The sequence below is a fragment of the Plantibacter elymi (nom. nud.) genome, from assembly GCF_900177795.1.
In the GTDB taxonomy this organism is placed as follows: Bacteria; Actinomycetota; Actinomycetes; order Actinomycetales; family Microbacteriaceae; genus Plantibacter; species Plantibacter elymi.
In genome coordinates, this window is the sequence record NZ_FXWJ01000004.1 from 357,554 (window position 1) to 374,621 (window position 17,068).

Genomic DNA, 17,068 nt, shown 5'->3' on the forward strand with positions numbered 1-17,068 from the left:
GAGCAGGCGACGCCGTCGTGGGCCTGACTTGACCCCAGTATAGGGAGCACCCACCCCTCGATCCGGGGTCGATTCTGCGGACATTCGGAGCCGGGTCGGGCCGCGGGGACATCGATCCCGCGGCCCGGCCCTCAGGTCAATCGATGGAGACTCCGGGGTCCGCTGAGACGCTCGGTCGTCCGTCCGTGTCCCCGACCCGTCGTCTCCGGCGGAGGGCCAGGACGGACAGACCGCCGAGCAGGAGCACGCCGGCGACGACGAGCGCTCCGGTCGTGAGCCCGGCGCCGGTGACGGCCAGCGGACCAGGAGGGGCCGCCTGTCCGGTGCCGTCGGCCGGGATGACCCCGGGATGCTCCGGCTCGGGACCGGTCTCGGGTTCGACGGGGAGGATGCCGCCGTTCCATCGGAGATCCAGCGCGTCCGAACCGCTCGGTGCCGGATCGGGGATCTCGACGGCTGGCATCGTCCACAGCTCCGGATCGATCGCCGAGTTCAGCAGTTCGTCGTCCCCGACGCGCATCTCGGTCGCTGCAGCGGTCGAGCCGTCGGGGAGCCGGACGTCGACCCGATACGCACCCGAGATCACGGACTCGAAGCGGTAGGCACCGTCCGCATCCGTCGTCGCGGTCCGACTCACGATCGCTCCGTGCTTGTCCGTGCCGTGGAGTTCGAGCACGACGTCCTGGACGCCCGGGCCACGCTCGCCGTCGGGGCCGTCGTCGTCGATGCCGTCACCGTCGACGTCCCACCAGATCCGCTCACCGATCGTGGTCGACACGAGCCGCGCCGCGACCTCGTCCGACTGCGCGCCGAGGGTCTGCGTCGCGGAGTGGACGACCGCGTCGTTCACGAAGACGGCATCGGGTGCGGCAGTCCTCGTGTCGAGGGTGTAGTCCACGACGACAGGGGTGTACGGCGCGAGCTCGACGACGGTCGCCAGGATCGCGGTCGCCTCCGCGATCGACGCTGGGCATCCCTCGCCTCCGAACTCCGTCGTCGTGCACCACCGTGAACCATCCGGCAGCTCGCCGAAGTCCTCGTCGTCGAGCGGGTCGACGTGTTCGGCGACCGTGTCGCCAGGTACCGCGGTGTACCGCAGTTCCACCCCTTCCGATCGTGCCGGCTCAGCCAACACACCCTGTGCGGTCGACCCGCGCTCGTCTGTCGGGTAGGGCAGGACGTCGATCATGCGGATGTCCCGTTGGACGGCACCTGAGCTCATGTTCATGAACACGACGTCGTAGTCGAGGGGGTCACCCGCTTCGACCACGGGACGGGCAACCTGCTTGTCGATCGCCATCCCGGATGGACTGGAGACGATCACGGACTGCCAGGAGTAGTGCGAGTTCAGCGTCCCCGGGTCCTCCGGGAACCCCTCGGGCGAACCCGGGTCGTCGGGCGTCGAGACGATGACGCGGTTGAGCACCTGTCCGACGAAGAACCGGTCGGAGGACGCCGTGTACGTGATCACCGGCTCCGAGCCCTGACGGATGTCGCCGAGATCCCAGGTGAGGGCGGTGCTCCCGTCAGCCTGGAGGACGATCGAGGTCGGGGACGGGGCCGCCGAGGCCTCGTCGAACGTCAGCCCCGCCGGGAGGGAGTCGGTGACCGTCACCCCGCGGGCCCGGTCCGCGAGCCCGTCCGGCGTGATGATCTGTGGTCGCAGCGCGAAGGTGACCGAGGCACCCGCGACGATCGGAGCGGGAGCTCCTGGTGCGACCTCTGGCGCGGTCGCCCGCTTGTTGACCGCGACAGCGGCGTTCGCGGCGATCAGCTGGTCGCCACGGGGGAACTGACCGTTGCCCTCGGAGGCACGGTACCGCCCATGCCACCAGCCGTCCTCCACCCAGGAGGTGGACGACTCGCGGTCGGGCCCGTTGCCCGAGGACTTGACGCTGTACGTCTCGGTCAGGAACTCGCCGACCTCGACGTCGGCCAGCGCCTGGAGCTGCACCCAGAGCGTGACGCTGCTCCGCGTCGGCAGGCCGCCGCTCGCCGGCCGCAGACGCACCTTCGTGATGTCCTCCGCGTCGACCGCCTCGGGTTCGGAGACCCAGCTGTCGTCGCCGTCGTCGCAGGTGGTCGCGTCCATCTGCGCCTGTCGGGTCTCCGCGTCGGCTGAGGCGTCCACGCTCGGCGTCGTCCCGTACTCGATGATCATCCGCCCGCCGTTGGTCGCGGCCTCAGCCGGGGCACCGCCGCCCGGCCGCTCGCCCACGCGTTGCGTCGCCGGGTCGAAGACGGCGCACAGGATCGCATCGGTGAGCGCACTCGAGGTCGTGTTGTTCCAGACCACGGCCTGCTCGAACAGCTGGCCGCCGACGACCGGTCCGTCCCCGGACCCGATCGTGCTCTGCCCGGGAACGAGCCGGTTACCGGATTGGCGGTCGGCGTAGCGGGTGGTGTGCTCGCCACCCCCGGTCCGTTGCGCGATCGTCGCAGTCGCACTGTTGTCGGCGAGTGACTCCGGCGCGTTCGGCAACGGCGTCCCGTCGGCCGCGATCCCCGTCACGTCCAGGTCGGTGAAGTCGAGTCGGACCGGCAGGGCGCCGTTCGCAGGCACCTCGCTCTCCGGGACGAAGATCCCGAACCGTCCGACCGCGAGGTACCCCTGCGTCGTGATGGCCGCGCCGGACGCCGAACGCGAAGGGATGTGGTCGCCGCTCAGATCCGCTCCGCTGATGGTGACCGACACCGAGCGACCGTCGGGGGCGGCCACGCAGGACCACGCACCGGATTCGGAGACCCCGTCGGCGCCGCCACCGCTCGCCTTCGGGAACACGGCGGCGTCGAACGCACCCACCAGGCAGCTCTGCGCCACCGGCTGCCCCTGTGGGTTGACCGTGGCCAGCCTGGCGCCGGCCGGGTACCCGGAGAGATCGATCCGGAACGTCACGTCGTCGGCGACGTTCCCCGAGCCACGCGCACCCCGGCCTTCGTCGGTCGCGAAGTCGGTCACCGACAGGTAGGCGTCGTGGGCGACGTACCAGCCGGGTGTCCCGTCCTGTTCGACGACGTCGTTCACGATCGGCCCGCGCTTCACCCCGACGTTCACCCGAGGCGAGCTACTCACCACGAGATCGGGCGTCGTCGTCGTCGCCCGGATCTCAGAGCCGTCCTCGGCGTCGCTCGCGATGACCTCGACACCGTGCTGCGGCGCGGTCAACACCGTGCCGTGCGGCGGAGCCGTCGCGAGGACGGCCGTGAGGCTGATGGAGCTCACCGAGTTCGGCTTGACATCGGTCCGCACGCACTCGATGACGGTGCGGTCCTCGCTGACCGTCGAGCCAGCGGCGCAGTAGCCGGGCAGCTCCTCGACGGTCGGCCAGATGAGACCGCCGGACAGGCGCTGACGGACGACCACCCGGTCATCCGCAGCCGCGCCGCGGAGTTGCATCTCGATCGTGTAGGTGACCGCGTCGTGGGATCGCAGCACCTCGTCGTCCGGCGAGACGTCGAACCCGGGGCCCGCGACGGCATCGAACGGCACGCTGCCGCTGGCGGTGTGCGAGACGGACACCGCGAGCCCGAGGGCCTGGGGCGTGGCTGCGGACGCCGACGCCGGAAGCAGCGGAGCTGCCGCGAAGGCGATGAGCGAGAGGGCGCTGAGCGCCCTGGGAAGGGTGATGCGATTCACGTGACTCCGACCGTCTGGAGAGGGGGACGGTCACACGCTACACAAATTGGTCGACTGATATGTGGAATATGACGGGATTGGAGCGATATAGGACGCTTGTCGTGCACATCGTGCGTCGGCGCGTCGAAGGGGGTCGACCGCTCGACCCCCTTCGACCGGGATCACTCGGCGTCGGCCTCCGCGCGACGACGGCGGGCCAGCATGAGCAGGGCGCCGGCCGCGACGAGGAGCGCCGCGGTCACCGTCCCGGCGAACACCCATGCGGTACCCGTGGTGGCGAGGTCGCCGGATGCGGGCTTCTCGGCCTCCGGGATCCCCGGCGGGTCGGTCGGCGGCACGGGAGGCTCGGCACCGGCCACGAGGCCACCGTTCCGCGTGAGGTCCGCAGCGTCCGCGCCCGTCGGCGAGGGATCGACGATCGTGATGTCCTCCATCACACCCGCCGCGGTGTCCACGGCGGAGTTCAGCAGGTCGTCGTCGCCGACGCGGAAGGTGGTCACACCCGCGTTCGCCGGGACGTCCACGACGATCGCGTATTCGCCGGACACGAGACCCGAGAACCGGTAGGAGCCGGTCGAGTCGGTCACCGTCTCGGCCTCGATCTCCTCGCCGAACTTGTCGACGCCGGACAGGCGCATGGGCACGTCGGCGACGCCCTCACCAGGCGCCCCGTCCGGGCCATCGTTGTCGAGACCGTCCTCGTTCGTGTCCCACCACAGGCGCTGACCGATCGACGAGGAGACCACGCGGGTGCTCACGAGCGGCGAACGCGCGCCGAGCGTCTGCGACGCCGAACGGACGGTCGCATCGTTCACGAAGGTCGCTCCGCTGGGTGCCCCGGTCGAGACCAGGGTGTACGTGACCTCGACGCGTTCCAGCGTGTCGAGCGAATCGACGTCCATCCGGAGGGCCGTGACGTCAGCGAACGACGCCGCGCACCCGTCGGTACCGATCTCGGTGGCGGTGCACCAGGCCGAGCCGGCGGGGAGGTCACCGTAGTCGGCGCTACCGTCCACCCCGGTGGCCGCAGAGACGGCTTCCGGGTCGGCATCCGTGTACCGCACCGTGACACCCGACGGTGCGTCGGCGGCGTCGGCCAGCTCCCCCTCGGTGGAGGATGCTCGAGTGTCACCGGCGTACGGCAGCACGTCGATCGACGACGCGTCCTGCTGGGGCGTGTCGGCGTTCATGTTCGCGAACGCGACCGTGTAGTCGATGTCGTCACCGGACTCGACCGCCTGCTGCGCCACCGACTTCTCGATGCGCAATCCACCGGGGGTGCTGAGCGAGACCGTCTGGCGCGAGTAGTGCGCGTCGGACATCGACGGTGAGGTGGGGATCTCGTCGAGCGACGAGGGGTCGTCGGGGCTCGAGATGATCACCTGGTTGACGAAGTCGCCGACCATGGTGGAATCGCTCTTCGCCCAGTAGGAGATGACCGGCTCACTGCCGCGGTCGATCCGGTCGAACGACCAGGTCAACTCCGTACTGCCGTCCTCGTTCACCTGCACCGAATCCGGGGTGCTGGAGACGTCGGCAGGGTCATAAGCGAGGCCCTTCGGGAGCCGGTCGACGACCACGACGTCGCGGGCGGAGTCGACCAGGCCGGCCTTGCTCGCGATCTGCGGCGTCAGTTCGAACTGCACGCGTTCGCCGGAGGCGACGTGCGCGGGCGATCCGGCGTCGACGGCGGGCGCGATCGCCCGCTTGGCGATCGCGACGGAGCCCTCTGAGACGAGCAACCGGTCACCCCGGGGGAAGTCCGTGTTGGTCGACTGCACCGGGTTGTACTTGCCGTGGTACCAGTCGTCCTCGGTCCAGTAGGCGGGCGTGTCGAGGTCCGTCCCGTAGAACGACGGCGACTTGACCGAGTAGGTCTGCGTCACGGTCTCGCCGACGGGGAGCGCGTCGCGGAGCTGCAGGGAGAGCGCAGCATTGAACTGCGAGCCGGCCGGGAGCATCCCGCCGACGGGACGGTAGCGGACCCGAGTGACCTGGCTGAGATCAAGCGACTGCCAGTTGGCGGTCCACGTGTCGTCAGCGTCGTCGCAGGTCGCGGCACTGAGGTCGTCCCACCGGGTCTCATCGTCGGCGGTCGCGGCCGTGACTGGACCGGTCCCGTACTCGACGATGACCTGGCTCGGGTTGAAGTCCCCCACCGCGCCGCTGGCGCGCACGGTGACCGGCGGTGCCGTCGGTGCCGTCGTCGTGACGAACTGCGTCTTCGGATCGAACACCTGACAGACGATCGCGCCCTCCATCGGAGCCGTGGTCGAGGTGTTGGTGATGCTCGTGAAGGCGACGAAGGTCTGGCCGGCGGCGACCGGACCGTCTCCGGCGCCCACAGAGCTCTGGCCGGGGATCATGACCAGGTTCGACGGGTTGTCGAGGTAGCGCGTGCTGTGGCCGGCACCCGCCCGGCGAGTGAGGCGCGTGGTCACGGCGTTGTCGCTCAGCGGTTCCGCGGGATTGGCGATGGACTCCCCCGCGGCGTTCTCGCCGAAGGCGACGAGGTCGCGCAGGGTGACGACCGAGTCGATGCTGTCGTCGGCTGGGACATCCTCGTGCGGTACGAAGACGGCGAACTTCCCGATGCCCACGTACCCACGGGTCGGGATGGCGACGCCGGCCGAGGACTTCGTCGGGAGGTGGTCGGCACTGAGGTCGGCACCCGAGATGACCACGTGGATCAGCTGCGGGTTCGAGGGGTCCGGCGTGCACGTCCAAGTGCCGGAGTCGGTGACGCCGTCCACTCCGCCACCGGTGCTGTTCGGCAAGGCGGAGCGGTCGTAAGGGTTCAGGGCGCACCGCTGTCCGGCGAAGTCGACGGCCTCGGCGTTCTCGCTGAAGTCGGAGAGGTCGATGTCGAACGAGACGTCGCCGACGATGGCCGACTGACCCCGGGCGCCGAGTCCCCCGGCCGAGTTGTACCCGGCGAGGTCGAGGTAGGCGTCGAAGTACACCCGGTACCCCATGACCCCCTCAGGGTTGACGGCGACGTGGTCGGTGTTCCACCGTTTGACGCCGAGATTGAGGCGGGGTCCACTGCTCATGACGAGGTCGTCCGGTGTGAGGGAGGACGACACCGTCTGGCCACTGCCGGCGTCCACCGCAGTGGCCCGCACCGCGTCGGTCGGCGCGGGCAGCAGCGTTCCATCGGGCATCGCGGTGCTCGCCGAGGCGACGAGGTCGTAGGTGGACACGGAGTTCGGGGCGACGCCGTGCACGACGCAGTCGACGGTCCGGGCGTCGTCGCTCACGGCGGAGCCAGCCCCGCAGTAACCGGGCAGTGAACCGACCGCGGGCCAGGTCATGCCGTCCGGCAGACTCTGGCTGATCGTGATGGCGTCTCCCTGCGGCGACCCGTTGACCTGCACCTCGATCCGGTACGAGACGGTGTCGTGTGAGCGGACGACGAGATCCTCGCCGCTGATGTCGCGACCGGGCCCTGCATCGTCGTCGAACGGAGCAGTACCGGTGACCGTTCGCTGCAGCTTGGCCAACAGGGTCAGTGGACCAGCGTCAGGCGTCATCGCCGTCGGAGCCTCGGGCTCAGGGTCCGGTACCGCCGGCTCCTCTGGAGACGTGGACGACGTGTCGTGGGTCGGCGGTGGATCGGTCGCGGCGGACGCGGGCACGATCGCGCCGAAGCCGATCAGAGCCGCTGCCGCAGTCGCGGTACAGGCCGCGATTGCGCGCGGCGGGGACAACAGAAGTGACATGGAGTCGCTTTCTCGAGGGGGTCAACCCTGCGAGAATATCAGAGAAATATTTCTGTTGAAAACAACACATATCAGTTATCTCACTGTCTGACTATTGCAACGCGGACGTCAATCTGGCGAGATTGTCGAGCACCGTCGAGCGGAGGGGCTGCTTCAGCCACTCCGCGAGCGTCAGTTCCTTGCTGATCTCCCGGTACCCGTCCTCGACGCCGCGCATCTCCTGGACGAACTCGCGCCCGCGGACCATGAGCGAGACCTCCAGGTTGAGACCGAAGGAACGCATGTCCATGTTGCTCGACCCGATCACGGCGACGTCGTCGTCGATCGTGAAGTGCTTCGCGTGCAGGATGTACGGCGCCGGGTATTGGAAGATCCGCACACCGGCCCGCAGGAGCGCCTCGTAGTAGGAGCGCTGCGCGTGCCAGACCATCGCCTGATCGCCGATCTCCGAGACGAACAGGTCGACCGGCACACCACGCTGGACCGCGGTCGTGACCGCTGCGAGCAACGACTCGTCGGGCACGAAATACGGACTCGTGATGACGATGCGCCGCTGCGCCGCATAGATGAGCGTGAGGAACAGCTTGAGGTTGTTGTCCCCGTCGAACCCCGGCCCGCTCGGTACGACCTGCAGTTCGAGGTCGCCCACCGGTCGGGCCTCGAGCAGGCCGACCTCGTGGGACAGGACATCGCCGGTCTCGCTGTACCAGTCGCTCAGGAAGATCGTGTTGATCCCCGCGACCCCGGGGCCCTCCACCCGCGTCATGAGCTCCTGCCACTGGAGACCCCGCTTGATGTTGCCCGGCTTGTTGTAACTCCGGTCGATCATGTTCTGCGAGCCCATGAACGCGACCGCGCCGTCGACGATCACCATCTTGCGGTGGTTCCGGAGGTCCGGACGTTGGAACTTGCCCTTGAACGGTTGGAGCGGCAGCATGAGCGCCCACTGGGCCCCCATCGTGGTGAGGCGCTTCACGGTGTGCTTGTAGTCGGGGGTCCGCCAGCTCGCGAAGTGGTCGAGCAGCACCCGGACCGTGACGCCGCGAGCCACCGCCCGCTCGAGCGCGTCGAAGAACGGCTTCGTGGTGCGGTCGCAGGTGAGGATGTAGAACTCGACGTGCACGAACTGCTCGGCACGGTCGACCTCGTCGGCCATGGCGTGGAGCGAGGCCTCGTAGTCGCCGATGAGACTGACGGTGTTCCCGCCCTGCAGCGGCATCGACCCGAGGTTGCGGTTCAGCGTCACGACCGACCGGAACCAGGCCGGCGCGTTCGACGTCAGGTTCGCCTTGACGAGGTCGCGGGTCGTCTGACGGATGTAGACGTTGATGTCGTACTGCTTCCGCCGGCGCACCCGAGGCAGTTTCGGGTTGCCGATGAGGAGGAAGGCGATGACACCGACGTACGGGATGAGGAAGATCGCCAGCAGCCAGGCCATCCCCGCGGTGGGGCGACGGTTACGCGGGACGACGATCACCGCGATGACACGGATGATGAAGTCCAGGACGAGGGCCGTGATGCCCAGCCAGTTCCAGGAGAACTCGATCGTCATGTCGCCCATCCGCTCAGCTGCCGAGGCTCCAGCCTACTGACCATGCCGGACAGCTGTGGGGTGACCTCGCCACGTGATACGGGCGGGTCAGACCTCGCGAGGTGCGGAGGGCTCGACCGGCGGGAGTCCGAGCTTCGCGCGCTGCTCCGCCTCGACCTGCGCGTACGCCTTGCGCTCGTTGCGGTCGGACCGCAGGATGGCGCGCATGACCACCCAGAAGATGATGCCGACGACCACGGTGGGCAGCAGCGACCAGAGCGCGTTGAGCCAGTAGTCTTCGATCACCCGTCAATGGTACCGCCCTTCGACAGGCTCAGGGACCGAAACGGGCGCGCAGCCAGGTCAGGAGCCTCCGGCGAGGGCACCCCACAGCCCGCTGACGACGAGGTACAGGCCGATCCCGCCGACCACGATCCAGATCGTGATGCGCGCCGTCGTCGGCCCCTGCTTCTTCGGGTCCTGGTGGTCGCCGGGGTCCATCATGCTCATCGTCGCGCCTGACTGTCGGTGGTCGTGCTGCCGGGTGGCCGCTACTTGACCAGGGGGAAGAGGATCGTCTCGCGGATGCCGAGGCCGGTCAGCGCCATGAGGAGTCGGTCGATGCCCATCCCCATGCCGCCGGACGGCGGCATCCCGAACTCGAGCGCCCGCAGGAACTCCTCGTCGAGACGCATGGCCTCGACGTCGCCCTGTGCGGCGAGCTTCGCCTGCTCGATGAAGCGTTCGCGCTGCACGACCGGGTCGACGAGCTCGGAGTAGCCGGTGGCGAGCTCGAAGCCGCGGACGTAGAGGTCCCACTTCTCGACCGCGCCCTCGATGGAGCGGTGGGCGCGCACGAGCGGGCTCGTGTCGACCGGGAAGTCCATGACGAAGGTCGGGCGCTCGAGGCCACCCTTGACGAAGTGCTCCCACAGCTCTTCGACGTACTTGCCGTGGATGGGGTGCGGGACCTCGACGCCCTCACGCTCGGCGAGCGCCTTGAGTTCCTCGATCGGCGTCTGCGGCGTGATCTCGACACCCGCCGCGGCCGACAGGCTCTCGAACATCGAGATGCGGTCCCACTCGCCGCCGAGGTCGAACTCCGTGCCGTCGGCCCAGGTGACGACGTGGCTCCCGCTCGTCGCGAGCGCGGCGTTCTGGATGAGGGTCTGTGTGAGGTCGGCCATGGTGCCGTAGTCGCCGTAGGCCTCGTACGCCTCGAGCATGGCGAACTCGGGGCTGTGCGTGGAGTCGGCGCCCTCGTTGCGGAAGTTGCGGTTGATCTCGTAGACGTGGTCGATGCCGCCGACGACGGCACGCTTCAGGTACAGCTCGGGCGCGATGCGCAGGTAGAGCTCGGTGTCGAACGCGTTCGAGTGGGTGACGAAGGGGCGGGCCGAGGCTCCACCGTGCATGACCTGGAGCATCGGCGTCTCGACCTCGACGAAGTCGCGCTCGGTAAAGGTCTGGCGAAGGCTGGCCACCGTCTTGGCCCGGTCGAGCACGTTCTTGCGCGCCTGGTCGCGGGCGATGAGGTCGAGGTACCGGCTCCGGACCCGCGTCTCCTCGTTCAGCTCGTTGTGGAGGTTCGGCAGGGGCAGGATCGCCTTCGCCGCGATGGTCCACTCGGCCACCATGATCGACAGTTCGCCGCGACGACTGGAGATGACCTCACCGGAGACGAAGACGTGGTCGCCGAGGTCGACGAGTTCCTTCCAAGCGGCGAGCTGTTCGTCGCCGACGCTGGCGAGGCTCACCATCGCCTGGATGCGGCTGCCGTCGCCCGACTGCAGGCTGGCGAAGCAGAGCTTGCCGGTGTTGCGCAGGTGCACGACGCGGCCCGCGACGCCGACCGTGACGCCCGTCGCCTCGTCGGGCTGGAGCTCACCGAAGCGGGCGCGCACCGCCGGGATCGTGTCGGTGATGGGGAGGGTGACGGGGTAGGCGCCGCCGGCACCCGACGTCGCCTCGTCGATGAGGCGCTGGCGCTTCGCGAGCCGGACGGCCTTCTGCTCGGAGAGCTCTGCCTGCTCTGCTGCGTCGTCGATCGGCTCTGGCGTCGTGTCAGTCATGCGGTGGGATTCTCCTCGTGCGGTCACTGGAGTTTACCGGGGACCGTGCGGGCCGCGCGCACGGCCGGTTTCCTATGAACTGGCTATCGACGCCCTGACAAGGGTCTGCGAACAACCATTCGGAGGACACCGCCGGGTACCCGGGCCGTGCTTGGCTCGAAGGACAGGAGTCCCGATCGGGGGCACCGACGCCGGAAACGAACTCGAAAGGCTCGTCATGACGACGCTCTCCGACCACCAGCACACCGACCACCGCGAAGCCACCACCGTCCCACCGGTACCGGCCTCCCCCGCCGCGCCGCGCGGACAGGCGGGGATCGACGCCGGTCTCCTCCTCCTGCGCCTGGCGCTTGGCGTGGTCTTCATCGCCCACGGCCTCCAGAAGTTCCTCGTCGACTCCATCCCGGGCGTCGCCTCCGGGTTCGGTGGCATGGGCATCCCGGCTCCAGAGGTCGCGGCGGTCGTCGTCGCCGGTCTCGAGGTGGTCGGTGGCCTGCTGCTCATCGTCGGCCTCGGCACGCGCATCGTGGGCGCGCTGCTCGCGGTGACCATGGCGGTGGCGATGGTGCTCGTGCACCTGCCGGCGGGGTTCTACGCCGCCGACGGTGGCTTCGAGTACGTCATGCTGCTCGCACTCGCGTCGCTCGCGCTCACCCTCGCCGGCCCGGGCCGACTCGCCGTCGACGCGCTGATCCGTCGCCGCCGCGTCCGCTGACACGGGTCCGCTGACACGGATCCGCCCGCCTGCCCGGACTCGGGTGGGCGGGCGGCGGTCCGTCCACCCGGCTAGAGCAGCTCGTCGACGTCGGGCGTGGTCGCACCGCGCAGGGCCTCGTCGACCGACGACCGCACGAGCGAGGACAGGAAGCCGCCGGCGTTCTCCACACCGATGTCCTGGAGCAGACCCGTCGCCTGCTGCACGACCGCACGGGAGAAGCTCGCGGCCGTCTCCACCGCTTCGGCGTAGGCCGCTCGATCGGCCTCGGCGATGATCACGGGCTCCGCGCCCATCTCGACCACGAGCGCCTGCCCGATCGGTTGGACCGGGGCCGGTGCGGTCACGGCGAACGACGTCTCGTGCAAGCGGGCGAGATCGAGACTCGTCCCGGTGAACACCATCGCGGGGTGCAACGCCAACGGGATGGCACCGGCGCGCGCTGCCGGAGCGAGCACCGCTGTCCCGAACCGAGCCGAGGTGTGGGCGACGAGCTGACCCGGCTGCCACGCACCCACCGCCGCGAGCCCTTCGACCAACGACGCGAGTTGCGCATCGGGTACGGCGATGACGACGAGTTCGCTCCGCTCGACCACCTCGGTCGGATCGAGCACCGGCACATCCGGCAACAGGGCGTTCGCGCGTTCGAGGCTCTCCTCCGACACCGCGGTGATGCCGACGATCGCGTGTCCGGCTCCCCCGAGCGCCGCTCCGATGACCGGGCCGACGCGCCCACTCCCGATGATCCCGACGCCGAGCCTGGCGCTCCGTCGTTCCGCGCTCACGTGGTCCTCCGGTCCTGGTCGGTCGTCGGGAGCGGCACGGACGGCGCCGGGCTCTGCTCCTGCCACGGCTCGGCGTCCGCCTGCGTCGTCGGCTGGGTGTCCGACTGCCCCATCGGCTCATCGAGGTATGGCGCCGTCGCTTGCGCCTCGGCCGGCTGGTGCTCGGGGTCGAAGCTCGCCCACCGGTGACTGCGGTCGGTCGACTGCGCGACCACGATCGCCACCGACGCCGCGTCGAACATCCGCACCGCCTCGTCGCGGGCCATGGCGGGGAGCTTGGCGATCACCGGGCCGGGGACCGTGTGCGCGGTCGCGGAGGCGAGATCGAGCGCGCGCAGGAGCGGCCCCTGGTCGATCCGGATGCTCTGCAGGCGTGCGAGCGGGAGGATGTGGAGTTTGCGCCAGACCACCCCCTGCCGGAACAGCAGCATCCCGTCGCGCAGGGCGTAGCCGGTACGACGCCAGGAGAACCAGTTGATCCATCGCGAGCGGCGGGGCGAGCCCACGAAACCGACGCCGTCGCGCGTGGCGAGGGCCGATTGCAGGGGTGCCCAGGCACTGCCGTCGATGCGGCCCGCGAGCATCAGCTCCACGACCTGGGCGGCGTCCACGAGCGACCCGACCGGCAACACCGTGTTGCTCGTCGCACCGCGAGCGGCCTGCTCCAGCGAGAGGCCGGCCTTGTTGATCCGCACCCGCCACCAGCCGAAGGGGCGCCAGATGATGGGCTGCGACACCTCGATCGCGTGGATCCGGCCGGGCGGGACGGTGTCGTTGGTCGTCGAGAAGAGCCCGAAGCCGATGCGGACGCCCGAGGGCGTCGCGGCGATGCTGTAGCGCAGCGACTTCGTCACGCTCGACCAGACGAAGGCCCCGAGACTCAGCACCATGGGGACGAGCCAGAACCAGGCCCAGTCCAGGCCGTTGACGAGGAGCACCACGCCGACGACGACCGAGATCAGGACGATCACGGTGAACGGGCTGAGTAACGTGGACCCGACCAGGCGCCCGAGCGTCAGGCGCACGACGGAGTCCGGCACCGTCTCCTCCGGGTCGAGTTCGGGCGAGATGAAGTCGTCGACGCGCTCGGTGACGAACCGGGACACCCCGCCGGCGCTGTCGGGCACCGATTGCGGCGGCAGGGTCGGGTCGAGCGGGTCGCCGGCTGCGGCGGTCTGCCGGCGTTCGGCGAGCTTCACCCCGCTCGCGAGCGTGAGTACGTCCCGGCGGAGGCCGTCGGCGTCGGCACCGTACAGGTACTCGAGCTTGACGTTCGCGTCCTGGCCCGCGACGCTCACGTTGATGCGGGAGGCCCCGATGAGCCTGGCGAGGAGCGGCTTCTCTATGGAGACGCCCTGGATGCGGTCGAGCTTGGCTTTGCGGTTCGTGCGGAACAGGATGCCGCTGCGCACCTCCACCGCCTCGTCGGTGACCCGGAAGGTGTGCATGCGCCATGAGAACCAGAACACGGCGATCACCACGATCAGCCCGACAGCGATCGCGAGGAGCACCCACCCGACGAAGCCGTGGTTGAGCATGTAGTCGATCGGGTCGGTCGGCTGCTCCATCCCCGGAGCGGGGATGAAGAACTCGATGAGGCGCTCGCGGAGGTTCGCGATGACGATGCCGAGGATGGCGACGAACGCGATCCCACCTCGGAGCAACGGCGTCGCCGGGTGCAGCCGGTGCCACTGCCCGTCGACGAGACTCTGTCCGGCCACCCGTGGGACGATCGCCTCGGCCGTCGGCTTCACCCGAGGCCCCGAGGCCGGAGCCTCGAACCGCTCCGGCGGTTCTGCCGCCTGGTGCTCGCTCACAGTCCGGTCCGCCGGCTCTCCGCCACGGCGACCAGGTGGTCGCGCAGCCCCTCGGCCTCGGCTTCCGGCAACCCGTTGATCACCACTCCGGTCGAGGCGGAGGCGGTCACGAACTTGAGGTCGGCGAGGCCGAAGGCCCGCGAGAGGGGCCCGCGGTTGATGTCGACGAGCTGCATGCGCCCGTACGGCACGGCGACGAAGCGCTGCCACATGATCCCCCGGCGGAACAGCAGGTCGTCCGCGCGCAGTTGATACCCGATCGACCGGATGCGACGTGGGATGAACGCCGCGGCGATCAGGGAGATCACGGCGAAGGCGGCGAACGGCCACCAGATCCAGGTCCAGTCCCAGACGAGCGCGACGAAGACCACGGCCGCTGTGACGAGCACGAGGCCGGCGCCCTCGGAGATGAACTCGACGGCGATGAGCTTGCGGCTCACGCGGCGCCACTCGGCATCAGGCAGTTCGAGCCGCTTGCCGCTCTGCTCCGCAGGGCCGACGTGGACCGTCTCCGGCGACGACAGCTCCTCCAGCGGCGTCTCGATCAGCGGCCGTTCGGCGGGCTGATCAGGTGTGGGACGGGGCTCCCCCGGGTGCGGCGTCGTCATCATCATCCTTCGGAACGGTGCAGAACCACTCGGCCACCAAGGCGGCGACGACGAGTGCGACGGATCCCACGATGGACGCGATCACCAGCCACAACGAGCCTATCGCGGGCAGGATCGGGCGGGTCAGGACGAAGAGCAGGATCCCGACGGTCGCCCCGGCCACCAGGGAGCCCGCATGGCTCGAGGCCTTCGCGAGCGCGGCGACCCGCATGGCGCGGAACGGATCGATCCGCCGGGTGGCACGACCGGTCGTGCTGCGGCGGATCGGCCAGGACAGGGCGATGAGGATGATCGCGACCGCCACGAGCGAGACGGCGAGGGTGACGGGCGGGATGATCGACGCGCGTCCGCCGGAGACCATCGCGACCTCCACGAGGAAGCCGAAGACGACGCCCACCCCGGCGAGGACGATGAGCGGTGTCGCGGTGGTGCGGGTCACGGGTGCGTGCCGTCGTCGGGGACCACGGAGCCGTCCTTGGCGGCCGCGAGGGTGTCGAGGCGGCCGACGCCGGGCAGCGTCGCGTCGGGGTCGAGGAGCAACCAGGGCACGACGACGAAGCCGCGCTCGGCGGCTCGCGGGTGCGGGACCGTAAGGCGTTCGTCGGCGATCGTCTCGTCGTCGTAGGCGATGAGGTCGAGGTCGAGCGTCCGGTCGCCCCAGCGCTCCTCGCGGACGCGGCCGTGCGCGAGTTCGATCCGCTGGAGTTCGTCGAGGAGCGCGTGCGGCTGGAGGCGGGTGCGGACGGCAGCGACACCGTTGAGGTACGCCGGAGCCGACTCGTCGACACCGGACACCTTGACGGCCGCACTCGAGACGAGCGGTGACCGCCGCACCTCGAGCACCCCGTCGACGGCGGCGAGGTCCTCCACGGCCTGTGCGATCGTCGCGCGGCGGTCCCCCAGGTTCGCCCCGAGGGCCACGACGGCCCAGACGGCACGGGGCTTCGGTGGTCCGGGCCGACGGGCTGGGTCGTGGATCGGCGTGCGCGAGACCATCAGACGGCCCGCCCGGCCTGGGTGCGGTCGGCCTGGGTTCGCTCGATCGTCACCGCCACGTCCGCGAAGGGCACCGTGATGGGGGCGCTCGGCTTGTGCACGGTGACCCGGACCGCTTCCGCGCGCTCGTTCGCGAGTACCACGTCGGCGATGCGCTCGGCCACCGTTTCGATGAGGTCGACCGGGTCGCGCTCCACGGCTGCGACGACCGCCTCGGCGAGCTCGCCGTAGTGCATGGTCGCGCCGAGCTCGTCGCCACCGGCGGCCGGGCGGAGGTCCAGCGACACGGTGACGTCGATGACGAACTCCTGTCCGGCCTCGCGCTCGAAGTCGAAGACGCCGTGGTGCGCGAACGCCCGCAGGCCCGTGAGGGTGATCGAATCAGTCATCGGCTCCACCTTGCCATGCATCGAGGGTATCGAGAGCGAGTCTGGTGGCGGCGACGTCGTGGACGCGCACACCCCAGGCTCCGGCCTGCGCGGCCAGCACACTCACCACGGCGCTCGGCAGGTCGCGCGCCTCCATCGGTGCGTCCTCGGGGAGGAGCGCTCCGATGAACCGCTTGCGGGACGCGCCCACCAGCACCGGGTACCCGAGCTCGCGCAGTAGGTCGAGCCTCGCCAGGATGCGCCAGTTGTGCTCGGCGTGCTTGGAGAACCCGAGGCCGGGATCGACGACGATCCGGCCGGGGTCGACGCCCTGACCGCGGAGGGTCGTCACCCGGTCGTCGAGTTCCCGAGCGACGTCGACCGCCGCGTCGGTGTACGTGGCGCGGCTCGCCATGTCGGCCGAGTGCCCGCGCCAATGGCTGATGACGCAGTCGAGACCGGACGCCGCCATCACGCCCGGCATGCGATCGTCGGCGAGGCCACCGGAGACGTCGTTGATGATCGAGGCACCGGCGTCGGCCGCGGCACGGGCGGTCTCCGCGTTCATCGTGTCGATGCTCACTCGCGCACCAGCTGCGGCCAGTGCGGCGATGACGGGTGCGACCCGGTGCTGCTCCTCGCGGGTGTCGACCCGGGCGGCACCGGGCCGGGTCGATTCGCCGCCGACGTCGATGATGGTCGCGCCGGCAGCGATGAGCTCGAGCCCGTGGGCGACGGCGTCGTCGACGTCGAGGTACCGGCCGCCGTCGCTGAACGAGTCGGGTGTGACGTTGACGACGCCCATGATCTGGAACAA

Annotated in this window: 14 protein-coding genes; 1 reads left to right on the plus strand and 13 read right to left on the minus strand. The window is 69.7% G+C overall.

Features of this window, described 5'->3' with window-relative positions:
* Nucleotides 1-136 precede the first annotated feature (136 nt).
* The 6 genes from CCK91_RS14205 to lysS form a co-directional block, all read right to left on the minus strand.
* The gene (locus CCK91_RS14205; protein WP_086474541.1) at nucleotides 137-3,637 is read right to left on the minus strand and encodes an SdrD B-like domain-containing protein; all 3,501 of its coding nucleotides are present in this window, start codon (nucleotides 3,635-3,637) and stop codon (nucleotides 137-139) included.
* 161 nt (nucleotides 3,638-3,798) lie between these two features.
* A complete protein-coding gene (locus CCK91_RS14210; protein WP_086474542.1) occupies nucleotides 3,799-7,359 on the minus strand; it encodes an SdrD B-like domain-containing protein in 3,561 nt (1,186 codons plus the stop codon).
* Between the two features lie 91 nt (nucleotides 7,360-7,450).
* Nucleotides 7,451-8,920, minus strand: a complete 1,470-nt coding sequence (gene cls / locus CCK91_RS14215) for a cardiolipin synthase (RefSeq protein ID WP_086474543.1) — start codon at nucleotides 8,918-8,920, stop codon at nucleotides 7,451-7,453.
* A gap of 78 nt (nucleotides 8,921-8,998) precedes the next feature.
* Nucleotides 8,999-9,196: a hypothetical protein gene (locus CCK91_RS14220; protein WP_194718988.1), complete on the minus strand. Its 198-nt coding sequence runs from the start codon at nucleotides 9,194-9,196 to the stop codon at nucleotides 8,999-9,001.
* 57 nt (nucleotides 9,197-9,253) lie between these two features.
* Nucleotides 9,254-9,400, minus strand: a complete 147-nt coding sequence (locus tag CCK91_RS19690; RefSeq protein WP_153303387.1) for a hypothetical protein — start codon at nucleotides 9,398-9,400, stop codon at nucleotides 9,254-9,256.
* Between the two features lie 41 nt (nucleotides 9,401-9,441).
* A complete protein-coding gene (gene lysS, locus CCK91_RS14225; protein WP_086474544.1) occupies nucleotides 9,442-10,962 on the minus strand; it encodes a lysine--tRNA ligase in 1,521 nt (506 codons plus the stop codon).
* Nucleotides 10,963-11,179: 217 nt separating this feature from the next.
* Here lysS and CCK91_RS14230 point away from each other — a divergent pair, with 217 nt between their 5' ends.
* Entirely contained in the window at nucleotides 11,180-11,677 is a 498-nt protein-coding gene (locus tag CCK91_RS14230) for a DoxX family protein (protein ID WP_086474545.1), read from the plus strand.
* Between the two features lie 71 nt (nucleotides 11,678-11,748).
* Here the strand turns inward: CCK91_RS14230 and CCK91_RS14235 are convergent, their stop codons facing one another.
* From CCK91_RS14235 to folP, 7 genes are read right to left on the minus strand one after another with little or no spacing between them, the layout of a single operon-like run.
* Nucleotides 11,749-12,462 (minus strand): Rossmann-like and DUF2520 domain-containing protein, encoded by a 714-nt coding sequence (locus CCK91_RS14235; RefSeq protein WP_086474715.1) that lies wholly within the window; start codon nucleotides 12,460-12,462, stop codon nucleotides 11,749-11,751.
* Complete coding sequence (locus tag CCK91_RS14240) at nucleotides 12,459-14,279, minus strand: PH domain-containing protein (RefSeq protein WP_086474546.1); 1,821 nt, start codon at nucleotides 14,277-14,279, stop codon at nucleotides 12,459-12,461. The genes CCK91_RS14235 and CCK91_RS14240 overlap by 4 nt, the downstream gene beginning before the upstream one ends.
* Nucleotides 14,276-14,887: a PH domain-containing protein gene (locus CCK91_RS14245; protein WP_086474547.1), complete on the minus strand. Its 612-nt coding sequence runs from the start codon at nucleotides 14,885-14,887 to the stop codon at nucleotides 14,276-14,278. The genes CCK91_RS14240 and CCK91_RS14245 overlap by 4 nt, the downstream gene beginning before the upstream one ends.
* A complete protein-coding gene (locus CCK91_RS14250) occupies nucleotides 14,847-15,326 on the minus strand; it encodes a DUF3180 domain-containing protein (RefSeq protein ID WP_086474548.1) in 480 nt (159 codons plus the stop codon). The genes CCK91_RS14245 and CCK91_RS14250 overlap by 41 nt, the downstream gene beginning before the upstream one ends.
* Nucleotides 15,323-15,883: a 2-amino-4-hydroxy-6-hydroxymethyldihydropteridine diphosphokinase gene (gene folK / locus CCK91_RS14255; protein ID WP_086474549.1), complete on the minus strand. Its 561-nt coding sequence runs from the start codon at nucleotides 15,881-15,883 to the stop codon at nucleotides 15,323-15,325. The genes CCK91_RS14250 and folK overlap by 4 nt, the downstream gene beginning before the upstream one ends.
* Nucleotides 15,883-16,272: a dihydroneopterin aldolase gene (gene folB / locus CCK91_RS14260; RefSeq protein ID WP_079705157.1), complete on the minus strand. Its 390-nt coding sequence runs from the start codon at nucleotides 16,270-16,272 to the stop codon at nucleotides 15,883-15,885. Before folB ends, folK begins: the two co-directional genes overlap by 1 nt.
* The gene (gene folP, locus CCK91_RS14265; protein ID WP_079705156.1) at nucleotides 16,265-17,068 is read right to left on the minus strand and encodes a dihydropteroate synthase; all 804 of its coding nucleotides are present in this window, start codon (nucleotides 17,066-17,068) and stop codon (nucleotides 16,265-16,267) included. Before folP ends, folB begins: the two co-directional genes overlap by 8 nt.

Bases quoted from the DNA above. Each gene is read 5' to 3' on its own strand.
- CCK91_RS14210 (WP_086474542.1), bottom strand. From the start codon at position 7,359: ATGTCACTTCTGTTGTCCCCGCCGCGCGCAATCGCGGCCTGTACCGCG.
- cls (WP_086474543.1), bottom strand. From the start codon at position 8,920: ATGGGCGACATGACGATCGAGTTCTCCTGGAACTGGCTGGGCATCACG.
- CCK91_RS19690 (WP_153303387.1), bottom strand. From the start codon at position 9,400: ATGAGCATGATGGACCCCGGCGACCACCAGGACCCGAAGAAGCAGGGG.
- lysS (WP_086474544.1), bottom strand. From the start codon at position 10,962: ATGACTGACACGACGCCAGAGCCGATCGACGACGCAGCAGAGCAGGCA.
- CCK91_RS14230 (WP_086474545.1), top strand. From the start codon at position 11,180: ATGACGACGCTCTCCGACCACCAGCACACCGACCACCGCGAAGCCACC.
- CCK91_RS14245 (WP_086474547.1), bottom strand. From the start codon at position 14,887: ATGACGACGCCGCACCCGGGGGAGCCCCGTCCCACACCTGATCAGCCC.
- folK (WP_086474549.1), bottom strand. From the start codon at position 15,883: ATGGTCTCGCGCACGCCGATCCACGACCCAGCCCGTCGGCCCGGACCA.
- folB (WP_079705157.1), bottom strand. From the start codon at position 16,272: ATGACTGATTCGATCACCCTCACGGGCCTGCGGGCGTTCGCGCACCAC.